The following is a 21866-nucleotide window of genomic DNA, read 5'->3' as shown; positions in this document are numbered from 1 at the left end:
GCTTTTTCATCGTGCGGTCACTGAGGCAGAATCATGCAGTCGTTGCGGGCAAATTATGCGGTCGTTGGGGCAGAATCATGCAGTCGTTGCGGGCAAATTATGCGGTCGTTGGGGCAGAATCGTGCGGTCGTTGCGGGCGAATCGTGCAGACGATGCTGACGAGGCATTTTGAGTTTCTTTCTGACAGCATACAAATGGCCGGACGGACATTCCAGTGTAAAAAGAATGACATCTTGGTCGATATTCTTGAATAAAATGAATATGAATAGTCGAATTAGGTCTATAAAAACTTTAAAAATCCATACTTTTTTTATACCTTCGCGACTGATTTAGAAAATATTAAAGATGATGATGATAGAGCTTTTGAAGCCCGATTACATTTTCGAATCCAGTTGGGAAGTGTGTAATAAGGTGGGAGGTATTTACACGGTTCTCTCAACAAGGGCAAAGACATTGCAGGATGCATTTCCTGATAAGATCTTTTTCATTGGTCCGGATGTATGGTCGGGTAAGGAAAATCCTTTATTCTCTGAGGATGAAAATTGTTTGAAAGACTGGTGTGCATATGCACGGGAGAGTGATGGATTGAAGATACGCGTCGGTCGTTGGAATATACCGGGATCTCCCATTACAATCCTGGTTGATTTCACTCCTTTCTATGCTCAGAAGAATGATATTTACGGGCAGGCCTGGTGCGATTTTCAGGTAGATTCACTTCATGCTTACGGTGATTACGACGAGGCCTCCATGTTTGCATATGCTGCAGGAAAAGTTGTAGAAAGTTTTTATCGGCATTGCTTAAGCAAGAAGGATCGGGTAGTCTATCATGCTAATGAATGGATGACCGGTCTGGGAGCACTTTATCTGCGCAAGCATGTGCCGGAAATAGCAACAATTTTTACTACTCATGCGACTTCTATCGGACGCTCGATTGCCGGAAACAACAAACCTTTGTATGACTATTTGTTTGCATATAATGGCGACCAGATGGCTGGTGAATTGAATATGCAATCGAAGCATTCCATTGAAAAACAGACTGCACACCATGTTGATTGTTTTACAACAGTCAGTGAAATCACCAACAATGAATGTCGTGAACTGCTTGACAAGTCGGCAGATGTGGTTCTGATGAACGGCTTTGAGGATGACTTTGTGCCCAAAGGGAATACGTTTGTTGCACGTCGTAAGAAAGCCCGTCAGGCTATGCTGAATCTGGCGAACAAGCTTCTGGGTACAAAATTGACCGACGAAACACTGATTGTCGGAACCAGTGGCCGTTATGAATTCAAGAACAAGGGTATCAACGTTTATCTGGAATCCTTGAACCGGCTGACCCGCGACAAGAATCTGAAGCGTGATGTTCTGGCATTTATCAATGTGCCCGGATGGGTGGGCGATCCCCGTGAAGACCTGATAGCCCGTCTGAAGAGCAAGGAACAGTTTACGACTCCTCTGGAGGTTCCTTTCATTACCCACTGGCTGCATAACATGAATCATGACCAGGTACTTGACATGCTGAAGTATTTGAACATGTCGAATGCACCGGAATCAAAGGTCAAGGTTATCTTTGTACCTTGCTATCTGGATGGAAACGACGGTATCTGGAACATGCATTATTATGACCTGATTTTAGGATATGACCTGAGTGTATATCCGTCTTACTATGAACCTTGGGGATATACTCCGCTGGAAAGCATCGCTTTCCACGTACCGACAGTTACGACAGATCTGGCCGGGTTTGGCTTATGGGTTAACTCCTTGAAAGGACGTTTCAGCGAACTGGCTGACGGCGTAAAGGTGATCCATCGTACAGACTACAACTATTCTGAAGTGGCTGACGTCATAAAAGATACAGTTTCAGATTTCTCTGCCCTGAGTGCAGCTGAAATCAAGAAAATACGGAAGAACGCGGCAGCAATTGCCGAAAAGGCACTGTGGAAACATTTCATACAGTATTATTATGAGGCTTATGACATTGCTTTGCGCAATGCTGAGAAACGCCTTGCTTTGTAACAGTGAATCTGATTTTTAACTTAAAGCATTATTGAGAGATATGAAAATCAAGACAAATTATGCGAATGTTCCTTGCTGGAAGGAAGTAAATGTGAAATCCCACATTCCGGAATCCTTGAAGATGCTGGAAGAAATGGCTCGCAATATCTGGTGGGCCTGGAATGATGAGGCAACTGAAATGTTCAGTTCTCTGGATCCTGAATTGTGGAGCGTTGTCGGACAGAATCCGGTTGCTTTGTTGGAGCGTATAAGTTATGAAAAACTGGAAGATCTGTCTTCTGACGAAGCTGTTCTTGCCAAGATTAACAAGGTATATAAGAAATTCAAAGAATATATTGATGTGAAGCCCGATGCTTCACGTCCTTCTGTTGCATACTTCTGTATGGAGTATGGATTGACTCACGTACTGAAGATCTACTCCGGCGGTTTGGGTATCCTGGCCGGTGACTACCTGAAAGAAGCATCAGACAGCAATGTCGATATGTGTGGTGTAGGTTTCCTGTATCGTTACGGCTATTTCACTCAGAGCCTGTCTATGGACGGACAGCAGATTGCAAATTATGAAGCACAGAACTTCGGCAGCCTGCCTCTGGACCGCGTTAAAGATGAAAACGGACAGCCTCTGGTTCTTGATGTTCCTTATCTGGACTATTATGTTCATGCATATGTATGGAAAGTAAACGTAGGTCGTGTACCTTTGTATTTGCTGGATACAGATAACGAAATGAACAGCGAATTCGACCGTCCGATTACTTATCAGTTGTATGGTGGTGACTGGGAAAACCGTCTGAAGCAGGAAATTCTGCTGGGTATCGGTGGTGTGCTGTTGCTGAAACGTCTGGGCATCAAGAAAGATGTATATCACTGCAATGAAGGTCACGCTGCCCTGTGTAACGTACAGCGCTTGTGCGATTATGTAGAAAGCGGCATGTCATTCGACGAGGCTCTGGAAGTTGTACGTGCTTCTTCTCTGTACACTGTTCATACTCCGGTTCCGGCTGGTCATGACTACTTCGACGAAGGTCTGTTCGGCAAGTATATGGGAGGTTATCCGCAGCGTATGGGTATTACCTGGCAGGATCTGATGGATCTGGGCCGTATTAACCCGGGTGATCCTAACGAACGTTTCTGTATGTCTACATTCGCCTGCAACACTTGTCAGGAAGTGAACGGTGTAAGCTGGCTGCATGGTAAAGTTTCACAGGAAATGTTCTCAGGTATCTGGAAAGGTTATTTCCCTGAAGAAAATCATGTAGGTTATGTAACCAATGGTGTACACTTCCCGACCTGGTGTGCTTCTGAATGGAAGAAACTTTATGCAAAATACTTCGACAAGAACTTCCTGCACGACCAGTCAAATGAAAAGATCTGGGAAGCTATCTACAATGTACCCGATGAAGAAGTTTGGAAGACTCGTGTAGCTTTGAAGAACAAGCTGATCGGCTATATCCGTAACCAGTTCCGTGATACATGGCTGAAGAACCAGCGTGATCCGTCGCGTGTGGTTTCTCTGATGGACAAGATCAATCCTAACGCACTGTTGATCGGTTTCGCACGTCGTTTTGCTACTTACAAGCGTGCACATCTGTTGTTCACAGACCTGGATCGTCTGGCCAAGATCGTGAACAATCCTGATTACCCTGTACAGTTCCTGTTTGCAGGTAAGGCTCATCCCCACGATGGTGCCGGTCAGGGTCTGATCAAGAAGATTGTGGAAATCTCTAACCGTCCTGAATTCCTCGGTAAGATTATTTTCCTTGAAAACTACGATATGAAACTGGCTCGTCGTCTGGTTTCTGGTGTAGATATCTGGATGAACACTCCGACTCGTCCGTTGGAAGCTTCCGGTACTTCCGGTGAAAAAGCTTTGATGAACGGTGTTGTAAACTTGTCTGTACTTGACGGATGGTGGCTGGAAGGTTACCGTGAAGGAGCCGGATGGGCACTGACTGAAAAACGTACTTACCAGAATCAGGAACACCAGGATCAGCTGGATGCTGCTACAATCTACAGCTTGCTGGAAACTGAAATCCTGCCGCTTTACTATGCACGTAACAAGAAGGGATATTCTGAAGGCTGGGTGAAGACTATCAAGAACTCTATCGCACAGGTAGCTCCTCATTACACCATGAAGCGTCAGCTGGATGATTACTTCACTAAATTCTATGGCAAGGAAGCTGCTCGTTTCCATGAACTGGCAGCCAACGATTATGCTAAGGCTAAGGAAATCGCCAAATGGAAAGAAGAAGTGGCTGAAAAGTGGGATTCCATCGAAGTCGTTTCTATGGATAAGTGCGAAGACCTTCACAAAGGTAACATTGAAACCGGTAAGGAATATGTTATCACTTGTGTGGTTGACGAAAAAGGCCTGGATGATGCAGTGGGCATTGAACTGGTAACAACTTACACTACCGCTGAAGGCAAGGAATACGTTTATTCAGTAGAACCGATGGAAATGGTTCACAGAGACGGTAATCTGTTTACCTTCAAGGTAACTCACAGCCTGTCTAACTCCGGAAGCTTCAAGGTTGCATACCGTATGTTCCCGAAACATGAGGCACTGCCCCATCGTCAGGACTTCTGCTATGTACGCTGGTTCAACAAGGACTAAGTAAACCGGAAAGATATATAGAATGACGGCCTGTACAGCAGGTGTGGATTGAAAAAGTCTGCACCTGTATGTACAGGCCGTGTTTTTTGTTTGCGGAAAAAGCCCGGGGCTTTCGCTTTGCCGTGTCGTGGAATTGGCTATCTTTGCATTCAGACGGACTGGATGTCCGGATACAGATACTTTAAAACAAAAGCCAATGAAAATACTGATTGTAGAGGATGATGCCGACCTGAGGGAGATTACCACCCGTTCGCTGGAAAAGGAACGCTATGTCGTATCCCAGGCTCCTGACTATCGGACAGCCCTGTGTAAAATAGAAGATTACGATTATGATTGCATTCTGCTGGATATCATGCTGCCCGACGGAAGCGGACTTGATCTGCTGGAAGAACTGAAGGCGATGGGCAAGCGGACGAATGTCATTATTCTTTCAGCCAAGGATTCACTGGAAGACAAGGTGCAGGGACTGGATCTGGGTGCAGATGATTATCTGCCCAAACCTTTTCATCTGGCCGAACTTCATGCACGTATCAAGAGCCTGTTGCGGAGGAATCAGCGGGAAGGAGAGCAGAGCTTGCGCTTTGGAAACATTGAGGTATTTCCCGATCGTTTCCGGGTGATGGTTGAGGGAAAGGAAGTCGATCTGAACCGTAAGGAATACGATATCCTATATTATTTTATGTGCCGTCCCGGCAGACTGGTCAATAAGAATACACTGGCAGAGTCTGTATGGGGAGATCATATTGATCAGGTAGATAACTTTGATTTCATCTATACGCAGATCAAGAATCTCCGTAAGCGCCTGAAAGAAGCCGGTGCTACTCCGGAGCTTAAGTCTGTATATGGATTTGGCTATAAGTTTGTCGTAGAATGAAACTGTTTCATCTGATTCTGGGGCGTATGTCCGCCGCACTCATTGTGATACTTACCTTATGGGCCGGACTGTTTTATCTGGCCGTGATGGAAGAAGTCAATGACGAGGTGGATGATTCGCTGGAAGACTATTCGGAGGCATTGATCCTCAGATGGCTTTCCGGTGAGGAACTTCCTGCCCGTAGCAATGGCTCCAACAACCAGTATTTCCTTTATGAAGTAAGCGAGTCGTATGCCCGGATGTATCCCCGGATTTCTTATCACGATGAAATGGTTTATATCACAGAGAAGGACGAAGAGGAACCGGCTCGTGTACTGACTACCATCTTCGAGGCCGAAGGAAACCGCTTTATGGAGCTGGTCGTTTATACGCCTACCATCGAGAAAGCTGATTTGCAGAGAGCTATTCTGGGGTGGATTGTCTTTCTTTATGTACTGTTGCTGCTGGCCGTTATTTTGTTGAACGTATGGGTGTTCCGGAGAAATATGCATCCTTTGTACCGCTTGCTGGCCTGGCTGGATGCCTATCGGCTCGGCCGTTCGAATGCTCCATTGGAGAATAATACCCGCATTTATGAGTTCCGCAAGCTGAATGAAGCCGTGACTCTTTCGGCAGAGCGCAGTGAGAAACTGTATGAACAGCAGAAACTGTTTATCGGAAATGCATCCCACGAGATGCAGACACCTTTGGCTATCTGCCGGAACCGTCTGGAAATGCTGATGGAAGAAGGCAATCTCAGCGAAAAGCAGTTGGGAGAGTTGATAAAGACGCATGAAACGCTTGAACGTCTGACGCGTCTGAACCGTTCTTTGCTCTTGCTCTGCAAGATCGAGAACCGGCAGTTTTCCGATGTAAAGGATATATGTTATAATCATCTGCTGGAGCAATACCTGGAAGATTATAAGGAAGTGTATGCTTACCGGGGTGTTTCGGTGGAAGTGATTACGGAAGGTGAGTTTACGGTCATGATGAGTGAATCGCTGGCTTCAGTCCTGCTGACCAACCTGCTGAAAAATGCCTTTGTACATGTGACGGAAGGGGGCGTGATCCGTATTCTCTTTACGACGGAATCAATGGTTGTCGCCAATAGCGGTGAGCAGCCCCTTGACAGTGAGCGTATCTTTGAACGTTTTTATCAGGGCCATAAGAAAGAAGGTTCTACGGGACTGGGGCTGGCTTTGGCTGAGTCTGTCTGCAAGTCAAGCGGGCTGGATATCCGTTACGAATTCACTGAGGGCATGCATCGGTTTACGGTCAGCCGTTCCGGATCGGAAAGAGTTGGATAGGTGTTTATATTGCGGAACAGGCTTTCAGAAAAGAATTTTGCATTTTTCCTGAAAATTTCTTCTGATTCCAGATTCTTTTCAGATTCCTGTCGCACCTTTGTATTAGAAAATTAAATGAATGATTAATCTCTTAAAAACAAAGGTGTATGAAAAAGTTAGTTTTTTTATTGGTGTGTGTGTTTACAATGTCTTCAGTTGCTTTGGCTGATAATGACAAACCGATCCAGGTTGGACAGTTGCCGACAAAGGCCCAGACCTTCCTGACCACTTATTTCAAGAGCCACAAAGTGGCGTTGGCTAAGCAGGAGAGTGATTTGTTCTATAAAACCTATGATGTCATTTTCACAAATGGCGAAAAGGTGGAATTCGACAAGTCCGGAGAATGGACAGAAGTGAAGTGTTCACAAAGCGAAGTACCTTCAAAGATTGTTCCTGCTGCTATCCGTGATTATGTGAAAACCAACTATCCGGATGCCAAGATTCTTCGTATCGAACGTGACCGTAAGGGATATGAAGTGAAGCTGTCCAACCGTTGGGAAATCTCTTTCGACTCTCAGATGCGTGTGGTAGACATTGACGATTAAGCAGTGCCTGTCAGGTAATAAAGAAATGCACCCGTTTTCCGGATTGTCCGGGAAGCGGGTGCATTTGATTTTGCCGGATCAGAAGCAGTAAGCCAGTCCGACATTTATGATGAACTGGTCGAATCCGTCCACTAACTGATATTTGGGTTCAATGTTCAGTTTCCAGGCAGAACCCAGTTTAAAGTCAGCTCCTACTCCAAACTTGGCCTGAAACTTTCCGTCGGAAGCAGAATATTCGTCGAAATGAGCCTTTGCATTGGCATATCCCAATCCTACAGCCGGGTAGATAGCCACATCAGCCGCAACGGGGAAGAGGTAATGGAAGTTTACTCCCAGATCCCAGAAGGAAACATAATCGTGCTTGAAATAGTAATTGAATTCCGGCTCGATTCGTACATGGTTGGTCAGATTATACTGGAATTTTCCGCCCAGACCGAAGGAGGTTTCACTGGCATAATTCAAATTCAGACCGAGTGCCTTGTCACCCTGACTCTGTGCTGCTGCTGTTGCCATTCCGGCAATCAGACAGACAATAAGTAATGTCAACTTCTTCATATTCTTTCCTTTTTAAAATGGATAATATATCAATATAACACTTGAACGGGAAGAATGGTTTTGGTCTGTTTTTGCTTTTTTCAGGTACATTTTATATAAAAAGGAAGTGCATATCGAACTATACACCCAGGCTTCTATTTTTTATATTTTATAAGCATCACAACAGGATTTGATTCTTCATTCAATTTTTCTGCAATTTCCTTTAGCGGACTTTTCAGCTTATTATCGGCATATGCCTCTACAAGTCGGTCTGCTGCCAAATTCTGATAGGTAGCAACATCTCCATTGCCGACGTTTTCTGTCACATTCACTTCCTGTTTATTTATATAATCGGCATTGAATATCACTGGTTCGAAAAATGAATCTTCTTCTTTATCATACATCAGGTCTGTAGTCGGGAATCCATTACCTTTTGAAAAGTCAAACTTCTTTTCTATTTTCTTAAAAAAATAATATCTGTCTGTTACAGGCCCCATTGTGATAAGTACGTCCGGTTCACCAGACGACTGTCTGACGATGAAAGGACTCAACAGATTCTTGTCCGGTCTATAGCTATAAATAGTATCGGATGATGTCTCGACAAGAAGCCAGTTATCCTGACAAGGTATAAGGGCACGTACTGGGATTGCTGCTATGACATCTCCCTGACGTACAAACGGCGCCTTGACTGTTTTGAATGGAATTGAAATACCACGGGTAACACTGCCGTCCTGCTTCGATATAATGGAATGATAGAATTCCTTCTCCTTTTCTTCTCCGTCCCTATAATATACTGTCATATCATAACAGATGAGATTATTCTTGTCATAATTGAAGACATCCATATAATCCGCATCATCAGCAGTATTGAAACTACGCTTGAAATTGCCGGACAAATCATATACCAGTATTTTCTTTGTGGAATTGACAAAAATCTCTTCATTATCTTCATCCAGAGCGGCACTTACAATGAAAGCATATTCTTCTCCACCCTGTCCTTTTCTGTTTATCTTTCTTATTCCTTTACCGGTTTTCCTGTCAAAGACATATATATTTCCATCATTGACATAGTTTTTTATCAATATATATTTATCACCGATTGACAATACAGCTCCTTGCGTAATGAATTCATCTGTAGTTTCCAACGGAATATACTCAACGTCCATAAAGTCCTGAAGGACTAATTCCTTTTCGGGGTAATTCTCATTTACATTAACAGTAATATATTTACTGTCTTTGTCTGCCTGATTACAGCTTCCCAGGCCTATACCTGTAAAAAATAATAGGTTTAGAAACCAAATGTTTGTCTTTCTCATAAGATATTTGTTTTATCTATATTACATATTATTTACCGGGGAATTGATATTTTTTTATTTCGTAGGAACCAAAATCAGATATGGATTGTCCTCTTCATTCTGAATACTGGAATACAATGATTTCAACTTATCATCATCGGGTATGTCGTTATTGTCTTTATATTCCAACAGATTCATGGAAGACAAAGAATATATTATCTGATTATCTGTATAACCTACTGCTGCCACATTAATATCAGGCAAACCTTCCACCAGTCGTGTATATATTTCAGTCATACGGTTTTCATGCTTTACAAAATAAGTCTTATCATAGTTGAAAGCAAAGTATATACCCGACTTATATGGTGTGACATCCTTAATCCAACGGTAAGCTGTTTTATCTCTATTTATTTTCCCGAATTCATCATCTGACATATCTTTTTTCTCAGAAATCATCTCAAAGAAGTTTCTACCTTTGAAATGGACCACATACTCCGGATTAAGTTTATCAGCCTTGATTGAATAAATTGTATCGCAAACCGGTAAGGAAACAATACCGTTATTATAAAAGTTATAGTATACAAACGGTTTTCCTTTTATTGAATTGGGTTTACTGATACCATAAGTACTATCTGTTTCAGATTGATAATAGAGGAAATGATTGCTTTTTCCATTTATATTGGAATCAAACAGCCACAAACAATCATCATCTACTTGAGTAAAAGAAAAATACGGACTGTCAAGTTTGTATTTCTCTGCTATATAATTACCGTCAGAGTCATACTGTTTAATACTTCTGTAGTTGTCAAGAACATATAGGTTATTGTTTCTATACTCAAAATCACTGACAAAAAGAACTTCTCCCGGTCCATTGCCCCTTTTGAGGCTGTTTATGTATTTCCCATCCAATGAAAATATAAATATCCGCGGATCTATAAGAGACAAGACATAAATCCTTTCATTGCCTATCACTACTTTTGATACATCGCCTATTACAGATTCAGAGGTCATTTCTAGTTTTACATAATCGAATGTTTCAAAAGCCGGTTTGTCGATAGTGAGACTTTTGTCTTCCAGGGAAACAAATATATCTTCTATTCCATCAGGATGTTTCTCACCACTGCTACATGAATACATACAACCTAGAATAATAATGTAAAAGAGTTTCTTCATAGCAAAATAAATTTAAAATTCTATTTACTGAATGTTCCTATAATAATTACATGCTGTGTAAATATCAGAACAGGTGCAGAATTCATATGTGAAAGTGCAAGGTACGCATTTACAAATGCCATTGACCAGGAAAAGCATCAGTATATTTCACGGATCGGAATATATAAAGAAATAGCCCCAACCTTTGTTGGGTTGAGGCTATCTGAATATGCTTTAAATAGGGCTTGTTTTATTCCCATTCGATTGTGGCAGGTGGTTTTGACGAGATGTCATAGCATACGCGGTTGACACCTTTCACCTTGTTGATGATGTCGTTTGATACCTTGGCCATGAATTCATAAGGCAGATGAGCCCAGTCGGCAGTCATGGCATCGGTACTGGTCACGGCACGTAAGGCAACGGCACGTTCGTAAGTACGTTCGTCACCCATTACACCTACGCTCTGAACCGGAAGCAGGATTACTCCGGCCTGCCATACCTGATGATACAGGGAGGTTTCGTTGCCGTTTTCGTCTTTTACCTTCCAGTCACGCAATCCCTGAATGAAAATATCGTCGGCATCTTGCAGGATGCGTACTTTTTCCGGAGTGATGTCTCCAAGAATACGTACAGCCAGACCCGGACCCGGGAAAGGATGGCGGGTGATGAGATGTTCCGGCATACCCAGCTCACGTCCTACACGTCTTACTTCGTCCTTGAACAGCAGACGCAGAGGTTCACAGAGCTTCAGATTCATTTTCTCGGGAAGTCCGCCTACGTTGTGGTGACTCTTGATGACTGTTCCGGTGATGGACAGTGATTCGATGCAGTCGGGATAGATTGTTCCCTGTGCCAGCCACTTCACGTCTTTTATCTTGTGAGCTTCTTCATCGAATACATCAATGAAGCCTTTACCGATGATCTTGCGTTTCTTTTCCGGTTCGGTTACACCGGCCAGTTCTGAGAAGAATTTCTGACTGGCATCTACACCGATAACGTTCAGTCCCAGACATTCATAGTCATGCAATACGTTGCGGAACTCGTTCTTGCGCAGCATACCGTGGTCAACGAAGATACAGGTCAGGTTCTTTCCGATAGCCTTTGTTAAGCAATACGGCAGCTACTGAAGAATCAACACCGCCACTCAATCCCAGAACAACCTTGTCATTTCCGAGCTGGGCTTTCAGTTCGGCAACAGTTGTTTCGATAAATGAAGCGGCACTCCAGTCCTGTTTTCCGCCACAGATGTCCACTACGAAGTTCTTCAGCATCAGCGTACCATCTTCGCTATGGAATACTTCCGGATGGAACTGTACACCCCAAAGTTTCTCACCTTTTGCCTGATAAGCAGCAACGGCAACCTTGTCGGTCGAAGCGATGATCTCAAAGTTTTCCGGAATAGCTGTGATGGTGTCTCCGTGGCTCATCCACACCTGAGAGTTTTCACGGATACCTTTCAGCAACGGGTTTTCGTGGTTGAACTTGGCCAGATGAGCACGTCCGTATTCACGTGTACCTGCCGGTTCTACGTTTCCGCCGTTTGTGTAAGCCATGAACTGTGCGCCGTAGCAGATACCCAGAATAGGATATTTACCGCGGATTCCGCTCAGGTCTACCTTGAAAGCCTTTTCATCGTAAACAGAGAAGGGACTTCCTGAAAGGATGACGCCAATGACAGACGGGTCGTTGTGAGGAAACTTGTTGTAGGGAACAATCTCGCAATACATGTTCAGTTCGCGTACACGACGGCCGATAAGCTGCGTGGTCTGTGAACCGAAGTCGAGAATAATAATTTTTTCCTGCATAAAGTTTTTCGGGTTAAAATAACATTTCTGCAAAGATACGAAAATTTTGTGAATATCCTCGTATAAAGAACAGAATCGCGTTGCAGGATGAATTTATTGGAACTTCAATGCCTTGAATCGGGCACTAAAAACGTCTCGGGCTTTTCATTCAAACGCTTCGGGCTTTTAATGAATACGTCGAATCGTTTTTAAAAAAGCTCGGGGGCTTGTCTGACGGTCTTTCCCTGGGATTGATTTGTACAAAAATCGCCATAACTCCAGCAAAGAGCGATGGCGATTTTCTGATGGGAGAACGGATCAGTAAATCAAGGTTCCGGAAATGCACCAGTAGCTGTTGCTGCCTCCTTCGGGTGCTCCTTGAGGAATCTTGACCGTGATGGTATGTGTACCGGCATCCAGATCGCCCAGATAGATATATTCCGGATTGGTAACCGTGCCCGGGCACCAGTTGGAACGGCTCAGGTCGGAAGAACTAAGTCCGTTGGAGAAATTACCGGAGCAGGGATTCCAGTTTCTGTAAGTTCCGCAGTCGTCTCTCCACGGAATGAAGGTAATGACTTTTTCTCCGTCCAGATAGATGGTGTTGGGCTTTTGGTTGAACTCGTCGCCGTTTCCCCATCCTCCGTGTCCGGTTGTCACGTAATAAAGCTTGGCGTTTTTCACCGGTTCCTTCAGCGTGAAGGTTGCCTTCAGCGAGTCGTTCAGCATGAAAATCGGATAAGGCTGTCCTGCCTGTTCCATATAATTGACTGTGTTGAACAGCGGAATGGATTTGTAAACCCGGTGTTCTTCGTCCGGATAGTATTTCAGTTTCAGGGAAAGCCGGTGTCCCTTGGTATCCCAGTTGCCGATGTAGGCTCCGATCCAGGCTTCGCCGCTCAGCCGTTCAATCAGAGGAGTAACTTCACTTTTGTAGACAACTGAATCAACCCAGTTCTGTCCCGGTACTTTGTTGTGGTTAAAGCTTCTGACACCGAAGCCGGTGAAAAAGCGCATCAGTTCCATGGGAACATTATAGTTGTCCGTAGAAACCAGACCATGATAGTCTGTTTCGCCGGAGCGGAAAGCCGGAACACTGTTCAGGTCACGCAGGGCATCCAGGAAAGACTGTTTCTTGTCAGTCGGAATGAGGAAAATGGAACCGGTGCGGTCGTAGGCATCCCCGTCGGAGTATTGGGCCACTTCCACGAAGACAGTCCGGTTGGCTACATAGTCGGGCAGTTTGACTTTCTTTAGAATGATTGTACCTCCGGCAGCACTGTAACATTCCTGATCGTTCACCTCTTCGGGCAATTTGGCTCCGTTGAAGCAGATTCTTTGTCCGCTGAATACCGGAATGCTGATAACGACACTCTGGTTGATGGTGTACTGGAAGTCCGATGCATCCATTGTTTCGCCCCAGGATTCAGGAAAGAGGGGAGCATCAGCTTTCTTTTCCGGGCGGATTGCTGTAGCTTCCTGCACCATGTCTCCGTTTCTGACTACTTTCAGAACCAGTCCGTCGGGTACACCGACATTTGCCTGCGGAGTTCCGCGGAAAGGAATATCCGTTGTATACCAAATCTGGATGGTATTTGAATTGATGGAAGTCTGAAGAATCTTGCAGTTCAGTCCCATGATCTGTTCCGTTCCGACTTCCTTGAACCCTTTTCCGAATTCAAAGGGAGTGGCAGAAGAGATGATTTTTCCGTCGGGCAATTCAGCTCTTCTGTAGGATTTGCAGGCTTGATAATCAATGTAGTTGTCCACAATGGGAGCCTTGTCCTGTTTGCGTACTTCCTGGGGTTTTTCTTTCTCGGGACGGACTTGTTTCAAGGAAACTTCGTTGCCGACAACTTTCATCAGCAGTTCTCCGGGCATGACTTTTCCTTTATAGCTGCTCTGATAGGTAACTTCTATTCCGGCTGCATTTTTAGTCTTCTTGCGGATATTTTCAGCTCCAGCAGTGGAGAATGTCATGGCATAGCAGGCCAGCAGGCTGCATGTTACGATGTTGATATACTTCATATACGGTGTATTTTGATAACTTTAAACTTTACAAAAATAGCAAAAAACGGAAAGAGAACATGAGTTTTTCAAAAGATTTACCGGATGAAGCGGGGAAGGATATGGAAACAGGAAATTGTGAATTAGAAAGAAATCGTTAAATTTGCGGTGGAATCCCTGATGTCCGGGATTTTAAAAAGAAAGAAAATATGGGATATGGAAAATGGATAGGAGGTATCCTGGGGTTTATGGCTCAGGGACCTTTGGGAGCTTTGGCAGGTTTTGCCATCGGTTCCCTTTTTGATACGGCTGCCGGTTCGGTGGAACAAGGCGGAGAACGCACAGCCGGAGGTAATATGAATGATTATGAAGATGCCGGGTATGGAGGACGGAGAAACAGTTTCCTGTTTTCTATGCTGGTGATGGCTTCCTACATTATTCGTGCGGACGGGCGTATCATGCACAGTGAAATGGAATTCGTACGTCGTTTCCTGCGTATGAATTTTGGAGATGCTGCAGTGGAAGAGGGACAGCAGATTCTGCTGAATCTGTTTGAGCAGCGGAAGCGTATGGAACAGACCGATCCGCAGTCTTTCCGTCGTACCATTCATGATTGTGGCCGGCAGATTGCTGCAAATCTGGGATATGAAGAACGGCTTCAACTGCTGAATTTCCTGGTTCAGATAGCTCAGAGCGATGGAAATGTCTGCATGGAAGAAATAGATGCCCTGAAGGAAGTGGCAATAGCCATGGGTCTGTCCGTTCAGGAAGTGGAATCCATGTTGAACCTGAAAGGAGATTCTCTGGCTGAGGCTTACAAAGTGCTGGAAGTTGAACCTACAGCGACTGATGACGAAGTCCGTGCAGCCTATCGCCGTTTGGCCTTGAAGCATCATCCGGACCGTGTTGCTACGCTCGGTGAAGATATTCGTCGTGCAGCGGAAGAGAAACTTCAGCAAATCAATGCGGCTAAGGAACGTATCTGGAAAGCAAGAGGTCTGAAATAGTCCTATTATTAATAAGGTGTATGCTTCAGCCTGTCTCATCGTTGTGAAGTCATTGCAAATTGCTTTTGCATAAGGTCGTACATCAATAAATTTTTATTAAAATATTAGGGAAAGATACTTGCGTTTCAAAAAGAAATACGTATTTTTGCATCGTAAAAAACGGAACGGGTAATTCGATGAGTGAACCGCGAAGTTTAAATGAAGTGAGTGTTTTAATTATAGTATAAAACCTTTTAAAATTAAACAAAATGATTAAAGTAGGTATTAACGGTTTCGGTCGTATCGGCCGTTTTGTATTCCGTGCAGCTCAGAACAGAAACGATATCCAGATCGTAGGTATTAACGACTTGTGCCCGGTTGATTACTTGGCTTACATGTTGAAATATGATACTATGCACGGTAAATTCAACGGTACTATCGAAGCAGACGTTGAAAACAGCAAACTGATTGTTAACGGTAAAGAAATCCGTGTAACTGCTTGCAAAGATCCGAAAGAATTGGCATGGGATGCAGTAGGTGCTGAATACGTAGTAGAATCTACTGGTCTGTTCCTGACTAAAGAAAAAGCTCAGGCTCACATCGAAGCTGGTGCTAAATATGTTGTAATGTCTGCTCCTTCTAAGGACGACACTCCGATGTTCGTTTGCGGTGTTAACGAAAAGACTTACGTTAAGGGTACTCAGTTCGTTTCTAACGCTTCTTGTACTACTAACTGCTTGGCTCCGATCGCTAAGGTTTTGAACGACAAATGGGGTATCACTGATGGTTTGATGACTACAGTTCACTCTACTACTGCTACTCAGAAGACTGTTGACGGTCCTTCTATGAAAGACTGGAGAGGTGGTCGTGCTGCTTCTGGTAACATCATCCCGTCTTCTACTGGTGCTGCTAAGGCTGTAGGTAAAGTTATCCCGGCTTTGAACGGTAAACTGACTGGTATGTCTATGCGTGTTCCGACTCTGGATGTATCTGTAGTTGACTTGACTGTAAACTTGGCTAAACCGGCTACTTACGCTGAAATCTGCGCAGCTATGAAGGAAGCTTCTGAAGGCGAATTGAAGGGTATCCTGGGTTACACTGAAGATGCAGTTGTTTCTTCTGACTTCTTGGGTGACACTCACACTTCTATCTTCGATGCTAAAGCTGGTATCGCTTTGACTGATACTTTCGTTAAGGTTGTTTCTTGGTATGACAACGAAATCGGTTACTCTAACAAAGTATTGGATCTGATCGCTCACATGGCTTCAGTAAACTGCTAATCAGTTAAACAATCCTATATCAAAAGCCGTCCGGTATTCCGGGCGGCTTTTATTTTTTATACCTTTCTGAACTTTTTTGCGCAAACAGATGTGATGTGTGCAGAAAAAGGCTATCTTTGTTGTCCGAAACTTTTTTCAGCTACTGATATATGAATTATGATCTGATAACGATTCTTGGTCCTACTGCTTCCGGAAAGACTCCGCTTGCTGCTGCGCTCGCCGCACGCCTGCATACAGAGATTATCAGCGGAGACAGCCGGCAGATATACCGCAGAATGGATCTTGGAACGGGTAAAGACCTTGTGGACTATGTGGTGGACGGACAGCAGATACCTTATCATCTGATTGATATCGTTGAACCTGGCTATAAATATAATGTCTTTGAATATCAGCGTGACTTCCTGAAGGCTTATGAAGATATCAGGTCGCGCGGACTGATCCCTGTTTTGTGTGGAGGGACGGGCATGTATCTGGAGTCGGTTCTGAAAGGTTATCGTTTGTTGCCGGTACCGGAAAATCCTGAACTTCGTTCCAGACTGGCAGATAAGAGTCTGGATGAACTGACGGCTTTGCTGGCCACTTACAAGAAACTGCATAATTCTACGGATGTGGATACGGTGAAGCGGGCTATCCGGGCTATTGAAATAGAAGAGTATTATTTGCATCAGGAGACTGAAGCCCGTTCTTTCCCGGAACTCCGGAGCCTGATTGTGGGAGTGGATATTGATCGCGACTTGCGCCGTCAGAAGATTTCTTCCCGTCTGAAGCAACGTCTGGAGGAAGGGATGGTGGATGAAGTCCGTGCGTTGCTGGATGAAGGCATCGCACCGGAAGATTTGATCTATTATGGATTGGAATATAAATATCTGACGCTGTATGTAACAAGGCAGCTCACTTATGACGAAATGTTTCAGCAGCTGGAGATAGCCATTCATCAGTTTGCCAAGCGTCAGATGACCTGGTTCCGGGGCATGGAACGCAGAGGATTTACAATTCACTGGATAGATGCTACGTGGAGTATGCAGGATAAAGTAGACAAGATTATAGAATTAATGGATAAAACTCGATAGATTATGGCTGTAGGACCCAATAGATGGGGGGTGATTTATAACCCCAAAGCAGGAAGCCGGAAAGCGCAGAAACGCTGGAAGGAGATTCGTGACTATATGGAAAGCCAGCATGTACAGTTTGATTATGTTCAGTCTGAAGGTTTTGGCTCAGTTGAACGTCTGGCTTGTACGTTAGCCAATAACGGCTATCGGACCATTATTGTTGTTGGAGGTGACGGAGCTATCAATGATGCCGTAAATGGTATTCTGGAGTCAGAAGCAGAAAATAAGCATGAGATAGCTTTTGGAATCATTCCCAATGGTATCGGTAATGATTTTGCCAAATATTGGGGGCTTGATTCGGATGACTATAAAGGAGCCGTAGATACCTTGATAAACCGTCGTTTGCGCAAGGTGGATGTTGGAGTATTCAGTTGTTACGATGGCGACAAGCATGTGTCACGTTATTTTCTGAATGCTGTTTATATGGGGTTGGGAGCAACGATTGTGCGCATAACGAATGAAACCCGCCGTTTTTGGGGAATTCCTCTGATCTCGTATCTGTCTTCATTGTTTCTGGTTGCATTCCAGCGTAAACTGCATCGCATGCATCTGAAAGTAAATGACGAACATATTCGCGGGCGTATTATGGCTGTTGCCATTGGAAGCGGCCGTGGTTACGGGCTGACTCCCAGTGCCGTTCCTTATAATGGCTGGCTGGACGTATCGGTTATTTACCGTCCGGAACTTCGTCAGCTTATTTCCGGCCTGTGGATGCTTCAGCGGGGACGTTTGCTGAATCATAAGACTGTAAAGCCTTATCGTACCCGTTGTGTAAAGATATTGCGTGCACAGAATGCAGAGATCAGTCTGGATGGACGTCTGTGGTTTGACCGTCATTTCCCGATTGAAGTAACGATAGCTCCTGAAGCACTGACCTTGATAATACCGAATTAATTATGATAAAGAATATTACAGATTTGAAAAAAGCAGATAATTTCTTTCTGCTGGCAGGCCCTTGCGTCATAGAGGGCGAAGAAATGGCACTTCGTATAGCTGAACATATTGTAAAGGTAACAGACCGTCTGGGAATTCCTTATGTATTTAAGGGATCATACCGGAAAGCCAATCGTTCACGTCTTGATTCTTTTACAGGCATCGGTGATGAAAAAGCTCTGAAGGTGTTGGAAAAAGTGCGTCAGACATTCGATATTCCTGTGGTGACAGACATTCATGCAGCTCAGGAGGCTGAAATGGCGGCTGAATATGTGGATGTATTGCAGATCCCGGCCTTTCTTTGCCGGCAGACTGATTTGCTGGTGGCTGCTGCCCGTACGGGAAAGATTGTAAATATCAAGAAAGGACAGTTCCTTTCTCCCGAAGCCATGCGTTTTGCGGCTGAAAAGGTCGTTGAAGCGGGAAATGATCAGGTAATGCTGACGGAACGCGGAACGACATTTGGATATCAGGATCTGGTTGTAGATTATCGGGGTATTCCGGAGATGCAGTCGTTTGGTTATCCGGTTATTCTGGATGTAACGCATTCTCTGCAGAGACCTAATCAGACTTCAGGAGTGACAGGAGGAATGCCGCAGTTGATTGAAACTATTGCCAAGGCAGGAGTGGCCGTAGGAGTGGACGGATTGTTTATGGAAACTCATCAGGATCCGTCGGTAGCCAAGAGTGATGGTGCCAATATGCTGAAACTTGATCTGCTGGAAGGATTGCTGGAGAAACTGGTACGAATCCGCAAGAGCCTGTAATCCCGTATGAAAACCGGAGGATTACTGAAAGGAATTTTGATGTCTGTCCTTCTGGTCGGGGGGACAGCATCTGTATGTGCGCAGAATGAGGCTTTGGTTTCATCCGAGGAGAAGACGTTATTGGAGAAATTGAGTGGAAACAAGCGGAAGATCGACTGGGCTAATATGAATATACAGTTTGCTTCCTCGCTTAAGGCTTCTTTTATTAACCGGGAGTTTGATGAGGCTGCTTTTCGGGTAGATCGGATTCGTCTGGAGATTCTGGGGGCTTTTCATAATAAATTTTCCTATCATTTCCGTCAGTCGTTCAATCAGTATACCAATCCGAATATTCCCTTGGACAATCTTTCTGGCTCAGTGGAACTGGCGGTGGTTAACTGGAACGTTAGTGACCGTGTGACACTTTCTGCCGGTAAACAGGCTGTTCAGTTGAGTGGGTACGAATATTGGGTGAGTGCTATAAAGGTCCGTCAGTTTTCGGATTTTAATAATGCAATACCTTGCTATCAGGCAGGACTTAACGTCAGTTATGCACTCAATCCTGATCAGACGATGAATTTTCAGGTAACAAACCTGCGGAACGGTGCGCTTGAAGACCAGTTTATGTATGGTTTGCCTCAAGGGGTGGAACGTTCCAAAGTTCCGGTTCTGGCTACGGCAAATTGGGACGGATTCTTTGTGGATCGTGCCTTACAGCTCCGTTATTCATTGTCGTATGGTCAGCTGGCGAAGAAAAAGAACATCTTTTACTTTACTTGTGGAAACGTCTGGGACAAGAAACCTTTTCTGGGTTATATCGATCTGATGTTTTCTCGTGAGGGGTTGGATTCGAAGGGGCTGCTGAGCGGGATAACGGTAGATGAAGAAGGCAATGGAACGACAATCCAGAATGTAAATTACTTTACTACAATCGGAAATCTGGATTATCGGGTCAATCCGCATCTGAACTTATATATAAAAGGTGTATATGAGCAGGGTGGTGTCTATAAAGAGACTCCCGGATTTGAGGAAGGAACATACCGGCGTGTCTGGAATACGCAACTCTGTGCGGAATATTATCCTATGGAAAACAGTGAATTGCTGCTGTATCTTCATTTCCTGTACAAGAATATTCATTTTACGGAACGCGCGCGTTTGCTTGGAGGGGAAAACCGTAATGAACAGCGTATATCATTGGGCCTGGTTTATACTCTGCCGGTATTTTAGAAATCTCCTTAGAGTTTTGAGAGAATATCATTCTTTCTTGTTATACGTATTCCAATAAAAAGATATATCTTTGCACAAAATTATGCGTAAAGGTCATTCAAAAAGTAAATAAAGATATGCTTACTATTAAACAAATTACAGAGGATACCGACAAGGTGATCCGTGGGCTGGAGAAAAAGCATTTTGCCAATGCCAAAGAAACAATTGCGCAGGTGCTTGAACTGAATGAAAAAAGACGTAATGCTCAAAATCAATTAGATAAAAATCTGGCAGAAGTTAACTCGACTTCGAAAGTGATCGGTGCCTTGATGAAAGAAGGCAAGAAGGAGGAGGCGGAAGCTGCAAAGGCTCGTGTTGCTGAAATCAAGGAAGCAAGCAAGTCTCTTCAGACTGCCATGGATCAGGCTGCAGAAGATATGCAGAACCTGCTGTATACGATTCCGAATGTTCCTTACGAGGAAGTACCGGAAGGTGCAACAGCTGAGGACAATGTAGTAGAAAAAATGGGAGGTATGGAAACTGAACTTCCCAAGAATGCACTTCCTCACTGGGAACTGGCCAAGAAGTATGATCTGATTGACTTTGACCTGGGCGTGAAGATAACGGGAGCTGGTTTCCCGGTTTATAAAGGAAAAGGTGCCCGTCTGCAGCGTGCCTTGATAAATTTCTTCCTGGATGAAGCTCATGCAGCCGGTTATGAGGAAATTATGCCTCCTACAGTGGTTAATGCTGCATCCGGTTACGGAACAGGACAGCTGCCTGACAAGGAAGGACAGATGTATCATTGCAACCTGGATGATCTGTATCTGATTCCTACTGCAGAAGTTCCTGTAACTAACATTTACCGTGATGTGATTCTGGATGAAAAACAGTTGCCGATCAAGAATTGTGCCTATACTCAGTGTTTCCGTCGGGAAGCCGGTTCTTATGGAAAGGATGTAAGAGGTTTGAACCGTCTGCATGAATTCTCTAAGATTGAGCTGGTACGTATTGATAAGCCAGAGCATTCCAAACAGTCTCATCAGGAAATGCTGGATCATGTAGAAGGCTTGTTGAAGAAGCTGGAACTTCCGTATCGTATCCTGCGTCTTTGCGGTGGAGATATGAGCTTTACTGCTGCAATCTGTTTCGACTTTGAGGTTTACTCTGAAGCTCAGAAGCGTTGGCTGGAAGTAAGTTCTGTTTCTAACTTTGATACTTACCAGGCTAATCGTCTGAAATGTCGTTACCGCAAGGAATCTGACAAGAAGACAGAACTTTGTCACACTTTGAATGGTTCTGCTTTGGCCCTTCCACGTATCGTAGCTGCCTTGCTTGAGAATAATCAGACTCCGGAAGGAATCCGGATTCCGAAGGCTCTGGTTCCTTATTGTGGATTTGATATGATAGACTGATGTAATTATACAAAAAAAGAGAAAGCCGCCTGACAATGTTCAGGCGGC

The 21866-nt window shown here is 44.3% G+C and carries 17 protein-coding genes and 1 pseudogene; 13 read left to right on the top strand and 5 right to left on the bottom strand.

Annotation, left to right across the window (positions count from 1 at the left end; translation table 11 throughout):
- The 6 genes from BACCOPRO_RS18295 to BACCOPRO_RS04870 all read left to right on the top strand — a co-directional run.
- A partial coding sequence (locus BACCOPRO_RS18295; protein ID WP_008141504.1) for a hypothetical protein occupies nucleotides 1-254 on the top strand: 254 nt, incomplete at its 5' end.
- A 94-nt stretch (nucleotides 255-348) separates the two neighbouring features.
- Complete coding sequence (locus BACCOPRO_RS04890; protein ID WP_040311220.1) at nucleotides 349-2013, top strand: glycogen/starch synthase; 1665 nt, start codon at nucleotides 349-351, stop codon at nucleotides 2011-2013.
- 40 nt (nucleotides 2014-2053) lie between these two features.
- Nucleotides 2054-4624, top strand: a complete 2571-nt coding sequence (gene glgP / locus BACCOPRO_RS04885; RefSeq protein WP_008141500.1) for an alpha-glucan family phosphorylase — start codon at nucleotides 2054-2056, stop codon at nucleotides 4622-4624.
- 196 nt (nucleotides 4625-4820) lie between these two features.
- On the top strand, nucleotides 4821-5498 hold the full coding sequence (locus BACCOPRO_RS04880; protein ID WP_008141498.1) for a response regulator transcription factor: 678 nt from the start codon (nucleotides 4821-4823) through the stop codon (nucleotides 5496-5498).
- Complete coding sequence (locus BACCOPRO_RS04875) at nucleotides 5495-6784, top strand: sensor histidine kinase (RefSeq protein ID WP_008141497.1); 1290 nt, start codon at nucleotides 5495-5497, stop codon at nucleotides 6782-6784. The genes BACCOPRO_RS04880 and BACCOPRO_RS04875 overlap by 4 nt, the downstream gene beginning before the upstream one ends.
- A gap of 146 nt (nucleotides 6785-6930) precedes the next feature.
- Nucleotides 6931-7368 carry a PepSY-like domain-containing protein gene (locus tag BACCOPRO_RS04870; protein WP_008141495.1) on the top strand — a complete coding sequence of 146 codons (438 nt, stop codon included), beginning with the start codon at nucleotides 6931-6933 and terminating at the stop codon, nucleotides 7366-7368.
- Nucleotides 7369-7446: 78 nt separating this feature from the next.
- Here BACCOPRO_RS04870 and BACCOPRO_RS04865 read toward each other — a convergent pair whose 3' ends face one another.
- The 5 genes and pseudogenes from BACCOPRO_RS04865 to BACCOPRO_RS04845 form a co-directional block, all read right to left on the bottom strand.
- Nucleotides 7447-7923: a porin family protein gene (locus BACCOPRO_RS04865; protein WP_008141494.1), complete on the bottom strand. Its 477-nt coding sequence runs from the start codon at nucleotides 7921-7923 to the stop codon at nucleotides 7447-7449.
- Between the two features lie 134 nt (nucleotides 7924-8057).
- On the bottom strand, nucleotides 8058-9218 hold the full coding sequence (locus tag BACCOPRO_RS04860) for a 6-bladed beta-propeller (RefSeq protein ID WP_008141492.1): 1161 nt from the start codon (nucleotides 9216-9218) through the stop codon (nucleotides 8058-8060).
- Between the two features lie 54 nt (nucleotides 9219-9272).
- Nucleotides 9273-10370 (bottom strand): DUF4934 domain-containing protein, encoded by a 1098-nt coding sequence (locus BACCOPRO_RS04855; RefSeq protein WP_008141490.1) that lies wholly within the window; start codon nucleotides 10368-10370, stop codon nucleotides 9273-9275.
- A gap of 229 nt (nucleotides 10371-10599) precedes the next feature.
- A pseudogene (gene guaA / locus BACCOPRO_RS04850) lies at nucleotides 10600-12154 on the bottom strand (glutamine-hydrolyzing GMP synthase).
- Between the two features lie 297 nt (nucleotides 12155-12451).
- Complete coding sequence (locus BACCOPRO_RS04845; protein ID WP_373920402.1) at nucleotides 12452-14113, bottom strand: peptide-N-glycosidase F-related protein; 1662 nt, start codon at nucleotides 14111-14113, stop codon at nucleotides 12452-12454.
- Between the two features lie 236 nt (nucleotides 14114-14349).
- Between BACCOPRO_RS04845 and BACCOPRO_RS04840 the strand changes: the two genes are divergently transcribed.
- The 7 genes from BACCOPRO_RS04840 (at nucleotide 14350) to serS (ending at nucleotide 21818) form a co-directional block, all read left to right on the top strand.
- Nucleotides 14350-15147 carry a DnaJ domain-containing protein gene (locus BACCOPRO_RS04840; RefSeq protein ID WP_008141481.1) on the top strand — a complete coding sequence of 266 codons (798 nt, stop codon included), beginning with the start codon at nucleotides 14350-14352 and terminating at the stop codon, nucleotides 15145-15147.
- Between the two features lie 248 nt (nucleotides 15148-15395).
- A complete protein-coding gene (gene gap, locus BACCOPRO_RS04835; protein WP_007562676.1) occupies nucleotides 15396-16406 on the top strand; it encodes a type I glyceraldehyde-3-phosphate dehydrogenase in 1011 nt (336 codons plus the stop codon).
- 149 nt (nucleotides 16407-16555) lie between these two features.
- The gene (miaA, locus tag BACCOPRO_RS04830; RefSeq protein ID WP_008141477.1) at nucleotides 16556-17476 is read left to right on the top strand and encodes a tRNA (adenosine(37)-N6)-dimethylallyltransferase MiaA; all 921 of its coding nucleotides are present in this window, start codon (nucleotides 16556-16558) and stop codon (nucleotides 17474-17476) included.
- A 3-nt stretch (nucleotides 17477-17479) separates the two neighbouring features.
- Nucleotides 17480-18412 carry a diacylglycerol/lipid kinase family protein gene (locus tag BACCOPRO_RS04825; RefSeq protein WP_008141476.1) on the top strand — a complete coding sequence of 311 codons (933 nt, stop codon included), beginning with the start codon at nucleotides 17480-17482 and terminating at the stop codon, nucleotides 18410-18412.
- Between the two features lie 2 nt (nucleotides 18413-18414).
- Complete coding sequence (kdsA, locus tag BACCOPRO_RS04820; protein WP_008141475.1) at nucleotides 18415-19218, top strand: 3-deoxy-8-phosphooctulonate synthase; 804 nt, start codon at nucleotides 18415-18417, stop codon at nucleotides 19216-19218.
- Between the two features lie 6 nt (nucleotides 19219-19224).
- Nucleotides 19225-20424, top strand: coding sequence for a porin (locus tag BACCOPRO_RS04815; protein ID WP_008141474.1), 1200 nt, complete (start codon nucleotides 19225-19227; stop codon nucleotides 20422-20424).
- 116 nt (nucleotides 20425-20540) lie between these two features.
- On the top strand, nucleotides 20541-21818 hold the full coding sequence (gene serS, locus BACCOPRO_RS04810; RefSeq protein WP_008141473.1) for a serine--tRNA ligase: 1278 nt from the start codon (nucleotides 20541-20543) through the stop codon (nucleotides 21816-21818).
- The last annotated feature ends 48 nt before the right edge of the window (nucleotides 21819-21866 follow it).

The organism is Phocaeicola coprophilus DSM 18228 = JCM 13818, assembly GCF_000157915.1.
Classification (GTDB): domain Bacteria; phylum Bacteroidota; class Bacteroidia; order Bacteroidales; family Bacteroidaceae; genus Phocaeicola; species Phocaeicola coprophilus.
This window is presented reverse-complemented; position numbering and strand designations above follow the sequence as displayed.